At 70.1% G+C, this 6,309-nt stretch carries 6 protein-coding genes and 1 other RNA gene; 4 read left to right on the forward strand and 3 right to left on the reverse strand.

Annotation, left to right across the window (positions count from 1 at the left end):
• Both D180_RS00540 and D180_RS22595 read right to left on the reverse strand, forming a co-directional pair.
• On the reverse strand, nt 1-1,534 hold a 1,534-nt coding region (locus D180_RS00540; RefSeq protein WP_043090239.1), incomplete at its 3' end, for a lamin tail domain-containing protein.
• A gap of 42 nt (nt 1,535-1,576) precedes the next feature.
• Nucleotides 1,577-1,652: non-coding RNA, sX9 sRNA (locus tag D180_RS22595), on the reverse strand.
• A gap of 132 nt (nt 1,653-1,784) precedes the next feature.
• On the opposite strand from D180_RS22595, the gene miaB reads away from it, so the two are divergent.
• On the forward strand, nt 1,785-3,209 hold the full coding sequence (miaB, locus tag D180_RS00545) for a tRNA (N6-isopentenyl adenosine(37)-C2)-methylthiotransferase MiaB (protein WP_017911250.1): 1,425 nt from the start codon (nt 1,785-1,787) through the stop codon (nt 3,207-3,209).
• Between the two features lie 17 nt (nt 3,210-3,226).
• On the opposite strand, the gene D180_RS00550 is transcribed toward miaB, so the two are convergent.
• Entirely contained in the window at nt 3,227-3,892 is a 666-nt protein-coding gene (locus tag D180_RS00550) for a winged helix-turn-helix domain-containing protein (protein WP_017911251.1), read from the reverse strand.
• Between the two features lie 71 nt (nt 3,893-3,963).
• Between D180_RS00550 and D180_RS00555 the strand changes: the two genes are divergently transcribed.
• The 3 genes from D180_RS00555 to D180_RS00565 all read left to right on the forward strand — a co-directional run bounded on the left by D180_RS00555 (nt 3,964) and on the right by D180_RS00565 (nt 6,244).
• On the forward strand, nt 3,964-4,461 hold the full coding sequence (locus D180_RS00555; protein WP_017911252.1) for an OsmC family protein: 498 nt from the start codon (nt 3,964-3,966) through the stop codon (nt 4,459-4,461).
• Complete coding sequence (locus D180_RS00560; protein WP_017911253.1) at nt 4,458-4,901, forward strand: ACT domain-containing protein; 444 nt, start codon at nt 4,458-4,460, stop codon at nt 4,899-4,901. Before D180_RS00555 ends, D180_RS00560 begins: the two co-directional genes overlap by 4 nt.
• Nucleotides 4,902-5,257: 356 nt before the next feature.
• Nucleotides 5,258-6,244 carry a PhoH family protein gene (locus D180_RS00565; RefSeq protein ID WP_017911254.1) on the forward strand — a complete coding sequence of 329 codons (987 nt, stop codon included), beginning with the start codon at nt 5,258-5,260 and terminating at the stop codon, nt 6,242-6,244.
• Nucleotides 6,245-6,309: the final 65 nt, after the last annotated feature.

Genomic DNA, 6,309 nt, shown 5'->3' on the forward strand with positions numbered 1-6,309 from the left:
CGGCCGGCGAGCCGGCCGGCAGCGCGTCGGGCTGCTGCACGCCGGCGGTGCGCCAGGCGCGCGGCAGGCCGGTGACCACGGCATGGAACACGCCATTGCTGGTGGCGCTGGCGTTGGTCTCGTTGACGTTGCCCAGGGTCGGCGTGTTGACGGTCAGGCTGGGCACGGTGACGCGCATGCCTTCCAGGCGCTCGAGCTGGTCGTAGGCGCCGTTCGGGTCGGGGAAACGGGTGGTCAGCTCGACCGCGGCCGGCAGCGGATTGCCGGTGGACTGCAGCAGCACCGTCGGCGAGGTCAGTTCGGTCAGCGGCGGCTGGCTGGGGTCGGTGCTGGGCACGTATTCGACCACCGTGGCCTGCACCCGCACCGAATTGCCCACCGCGGCCTCGGCCGGCGGCGCACTGCCGGTGTAGACGTAGATGCCCTCGGAGGTGAGCGGGTCGGCGTCGGCCTGGGCGTCGGGCGTCTGCAGGAAGAAGCCGGCGCTGCGCCGCGCGGTGACGATGCCGCTGGTGGCGACCACCTGGCCGACCAGCGGCGAGCGCGCGCCGCTGCCCTGGATGCTGTGGATCGGCACCAGGTTGAAGTCGTCGTTGAGGATCACCCCGCTGGCGGTCAGCGTGGACGGCAGCGCACCGCTGACGCCGGTGATGTCGAGGTAGAAGGTCTCGTCGGGTTCGTTGCTGGTGTCGCCGTTGACCAGCACGCGCACCTCGGCGCTGCTTTCGCCGGCCGGGATGGTCACCTGGGTCGCGGCCAGTGCCTGGTAGTCGCTGCCGGCAGTGGCGGTGCCGTCGCGGGTGGCGACGGTGAAAGTCACACCGGCGCTACCGGCCGGCTGGCTCAGCGTCACCGTGAACACGAATGCGCTGCTGCCGCTGTCGCCTTCGGCGCGGCTGACGTTGGCCACGCTGGCCACCGGCTGGTTGCCGCCGCCGCACAGGCTGACCGGCGCGGCGCTGTTGCGCGGGGTCGGCGCGCCGGTGGCGAAGTCGGCGTTGTTGTTGTCGCTGTCGGTGCAGCCGCCGTTGCCGCGCAGCACCGCCAGGGTGTTGCTGGGCGCGGCGGTCGGGGCGCTGCCCTCGGCGCAGCTGGCGCTGCTGCCGTAGCCGACGAAGTCGGCGTTGCCGGCCGGGCAGGCGCCGCTCAGCGCGGCGCTGCTCTTGCTCAGCGCGATCTTGCCGGCGCTGCCGCTCATGGCGATGGTGCCGGTGGCGTCGGGCGTGGGCAGCGCGGTGCTGCCGCCGCTGCCGTCGGCCTGCTTGACCAGGTAGTAGCCGCCCGGCGCGATGCTGCCGCTGAGCGTGGTGACCTGCCAGCTGCTGCCGGCGGCCGAGGCGTACTGCACCGACCAGCCGGCCAGGCTCACCGCCTCGCTGCCGTTGTTGTGCAATTCGACGAAATCGCTTTTGTAGGTGGCGCCGCTGTTGCCGCCACCGCCATAGACCTGGCTGATGACCACCTGGGCCTGGGCGTACCCGGCACCACCCAGCGCGCACGACAACACTGCAGCTCGAAGCAGCATGGTTCGCATGAACAAGATCTCCCCAATCCTTGAAGACGTGGACTTAAGAGTGGCGAACGAAACGTAGCGAGCAGTCGCCAGGTGGGTGCGGACGGCGCGGAGGAACCGCAGTGTACGAGTGGTACATGAGGATTCCGAGCACCGTCCGCGCCCGCCTGGCGGCTGCGCAGTCGTTTTGTCGGCCACGCTTGGACCTGCGCCCGCGCGCCGGCACGGGTAAACTAGCCGGCTTCCTTTCCACCCGCCTGGATTAAGCGCCATGCCCGGGACCGTCCTGCATCCCCTGCCCTCCGCCGGCACCGCCGCCGCACCCGCGCCGGTGCGCGGCAAGCTGTACATCAAGACCCACGGTTGCCAGATGAACGAGTACGACTCGGCCAAGATGGCCGACGTACTCGCCGCGTCCGAAGGCCTGGAGCTGACCGACAACCCCGAAGAAGCGGACGTGGTCCTGGTCAACACCTGCTCGATCCGCGAGAAGGCGCAGGAAAAGGTGTTCAGCCAGCTCGGCCGCTGGAAGGCGCTGAAGGCCGGCGGCAAGCCGGTGATCATCGGCGTCGGCGGCTGCGTCGCCTCGCAGGAAGGCGAAGCCATCGTCAAGCGCGCGCCCTACGTGGACTTGGTGTTCGGTCCGCAGACCCTGCACCGGCTGCCGGAGCTGATCCGCGCGCGGCGCGAATCGGGCAAGTCGCAGGTGGACATCAGCTTCCCCGAGGTCGAGAAGTTCGACCGCCTGCCGGAACCGCGTGCCGAAGGCCCATCGGCCTTCGTGTCGATCATGGAAGGCTGCTCCAAATACTGCTCGTTCTGCGTGGTGCCCTACACCCGCGGCGAGGAGATCAGCCGCCCGTTCGAGGACGTGCTGGTGGAAGTCGCGCAACTGGCCGCGCAAGGCGTGCGCGAGATCAACCTGCTCGGCCAGAACGTCAACGCCTACCGCGGCCCCTACGCCGACGCCGAGGCCGGCGAGGAGACGCAGCATGCCGACCTGGGCCTGCTGATCCGCAGCATCGCGCAGATCGAGGGGATCGGCCGCATCCGCTTCACCACCTCGCATCCGCTGGAATTCAGCGACTCGCTGGTGGAGGCCTACCGCGACGTGCCGCAGCTGGCCAACTACCTGCACCTGCCGGTGCAGGCCGGCAGCGACCGCATCCTCAGCGCGATGAAGCGCGGCTACACCGCGCTGGAGTTCAAGCAGAAGATCCGCAAGCTGCGCGCGGTGCGTCCGGACATCTCGATCAGCTCGGACTTCATCGTCGGTTTTCCCGGCGAGAGCGACGCCGACTTCGACAAGACCATGAAGCTGATCGAGGACGTGGGCTTCGACCAGAGCTTCTCCTTCATCTATTCGCGGCGCCCGGGCACGCCCGCCGCCGACCTGGAAGACGACACGCCCGAGGCGGTCAAGCATGCGCGGCTGGCGCGGCTGCAGGCGCACATCAACGCGCATGCGCAGCAGATCTCGCAGAGCATGATCGGCAGCGTGCAGACCGTGCTGGTGGAAGGGCCGTCGAAGAAGAACCCGGCCGAGCTGACCGGCAAGACCGAGAACATGCGCTCGGTGAACTTCCCCGGCCATCCGCGCCTGATCGGCCAGTTCGTCGAGGTGACGATCACCGAGGCGCTGAGCAATTCGCTGCGCGGCCGCCTGCACCTGGCCGAGGACGACGCCGCGGCCTGAGCGGCGCCGGGCGCGCGCTAGTCAAGCGCGCTGAGGAAGCGCTCGCCGCGCGGGCCGATCTGCACCACCCGCGAATCCGGCACGCGCCGGGCCAGGCCGGTGTCGAGGAGATACCGGAGCACGGCGCTGCCCAGCGCACCGGCGACATGGTCGCGGCGCTCGCTCCAGTCCAGGCACGGCCGGCACAGCGGCCGCCGCGACGCACGCAGCGCCGCCACATCGATGCCGATCGCCGCGCACCAGGCGGCACCGGATGCGCTCAGGACCATGCCGTCGCTGCACAGCAGGTGCCCACGCGCTTCCATCTGCTGACGCCAGCGGATCGCCAGTTCGCCAGCGAGGTGATCGTAGCACACCCGCGCCCGGCGCAAGGCGGGATCCGCCGGGCCCACCCGCCGCGTCATCGGCGGCGGCGCCAGTCCCATCATCGCCTCGACCGCCGCGGCGACGTCTGCGCCGGCCAGACGGAAATAGCGGTGTCGCCCTTGGCGGGCCACCGCGAGCAAGCCGGCGTCGACCAGTTGCGACAAGTGCCGGCTCGCAGTCGACGGCGCCACCGCGCCGTCCAGCGCCAGTTCGCTGGCAGTGCGCGCCTGTCCGCTCATCAACGCCGCCAGCATGCGACTGCGCGCCGGGTCGCCGAGCAGAAAGGCGGCACGTGCAAGCAGGGTGTCTTCGCTCATGCTTCGATTCTAGACGAAGCATGCCGCCACGCTGGCGCCTACCTTGCCTGCTCCCCACACGAGGCAGACGCATGACCGACACGCTGCACCACTACGCTTCGCAGTTGCGCTGGACCGGCAACCGCGGCAACGGCACCGCCGACTACAGCCACTATGGCCGCGACTACACGCTGCAGATTCCCGGCAAGGCGGCACTGCCAGGCAGCGCCGACCCGCTCTTCCTCGGCGACCCGGCGCTGCACAATCCGGAAGATCTGTTCGTCGGCGCTCTCGCCGCCTGCCACATGCTCACCTACCTGGCCCTGTGCGCGCATGGCGGCATCCAGGTGCTGGCCTACGAGGACCAGGCCCAGGGCTGGCTGGAGATGCGCCCCGGCCACGGCGGACGCTTTCGCGAGGTGGCGCTGGCGCCGCGCGTGACCATCGCGGCGGACAGCGACGCGCACCGCGCACAGGCCTTGCACGCACAGGCCCACGCGCAGTGCTTCATCGCCAACAGCTGCGCCATGCCGGTGCGTTGCGAGGCGACGATCGTGCGCCCGGGCGAGCCGCCGGAGGCCGCACGATGAAGGACGTCGAAATCCACCTCGAAGACCGCCCCGGCGCCCTGTCCGCCATGGCCCAGGCACTCGGCGCGGCCGGCATCAGCATCGAAGGCGGCGGCGTGTGGCGCGTGGACGGGCGCGCGATCGCGCACTTCCTGTTCGATGCCGCCGCACCGGCAAGCGAGACCTTGCGCGCGCACGGTTTCCACGTGGCCGCCGAACACCCGGTGGTGAGCCTGCGCCTGGACCAGGACACGCCGGGACAGCTCGGCCTGCTGACCGGCATGCTCGGCGCCGCCGGCATCAACATCGCCGTGCAGTACAGCGACCACCACGGGCACCTGATCCTGGTGCTGGACGACCCCTCCGGTGCACGCGCGATTGCGGACGCCTGGATGCAGGCGCGCGACGCGCGGCGTTTAGACGGCGCTGGCGATGGTGATCGCCGCCAAGGCACGTCATAACCGATCCCGGAAAAGACGAACGCCGTTGCCACGGATGCATCGCCGGCCGCACGGGTGCGATTTTTTCGCCACCACAGGGCGGCGCCTTGCGTGGCAAGGCCTTCGCTGGGTTGTCCACAGGCTTTTGGACAATCGATCCACATGCATTGTGGACAACGTTGCCATCGCCGCGACGCGCAGGTCGGGGCGGTGGCGGGGCACGTGCGCCTGCAGATCCGGAAGGCGTACCTCGACCGCACCGGCGGGCCGACGCCGACGTCGCCGCCGCGCGCCCTTCACTGGCCCGGCTACGCGCCGCGCGCTACCCTTTGCGGCCCTCTTTTTTTCGACGTCGCCGCCGGCGGCGCGCGCCCGCCATGACCACCCCCGCGCAACGCGACTTCACCCTGGATCCCGCCGACACCGAGCGCCTGGCCAACCTGGCCGGCCCGTTCGATGCGCACCTGCGACAGATCGAACTGCGCCTGGGCGTGGAGATCTCCAACCGCGGCAACGTGTACCGGGTGACCGGGCCGGAGCAGGCGGTGGCGGCGGCCGAGCGGCTGCTGCAGGCGCTGTACGTCGAGGCCGACCACGTCGCCTTCGACGACCAGGAAATCCACCTGCGGCTCAACCAGTCCAACGTCGACCAGGTGACGCAGCGCGCGTACCAGCCGCAGGACGTGGCGATCAAGGTCAGGCGCGGCACGGTGCGCGGCCGCGGCGCCAACCAGGCCAAGTACCTGCACCAGATCGCCACCCACGACATCAACTTCGGCATCGGCCCGGCCGGCACCGGCAAGACCTTCCTGGCCGTGGCCAGCGCGGTGGAAGCGCTGAACGAATCGCGGGTGCAGCGCCTGATCCTGGTGCGCCCGGCGGTGGAGGCCGGCGAGAAGCTGGGCTTCCTGCCCGGCGACCTCACCCAGAAGGTCGACCCCTACCTGCGCCCGCTGTACGACGCGCTGTACGAGATGCTGGGCGTGGAGAAGGTGGTCAAGCTGCTGGAGAAGAACGTCATCGAGATCGCGCCGCTGGCGTACATGCGCGGACGCACCCTCAACGACGCCTACGTGATCCTGGACGAGGCGCAGAACACCACCATCGAGCAGATGAAGATGTTCCTGACCCGGCTCGGCTTCGGCAGCACCGCGGTGGTCACCGGCGACCTGACCCAGATCGACCTGCCCAAGCACGTCAAGTCCGGCCTGCGCGATGCCGTCGAGGTGCTGCACGAGGTGGACGGAGTCAGCTTCACCTTCTTCGAGGCGCGCGACGTGGTCCGGCATCCGCTGGTGGCGCGCATCGTCAACGCCTACGAGAAGCGCGACGTGGTCGACCGCGCCAGCGGCCCTTCCGCATGATCCGGCCCTGGCCCGGCCTGCTGGCAGCGCTGCTTTGCGCGGCCGGCGGCGCCAGCGGCCAGCCA

Origin of the sequence: Xanthomonas sp. SHU 166, assembly GCF_000364685.1 — a bacterium.
Classification (GTDB): domain Bacteria; phylum Pseudomonadota; class Gammaproteobacteria; order Xanthomonadales; family Xanthomonadaceae; genus Xanthomonas_A; species Xanthomonas_A sontii.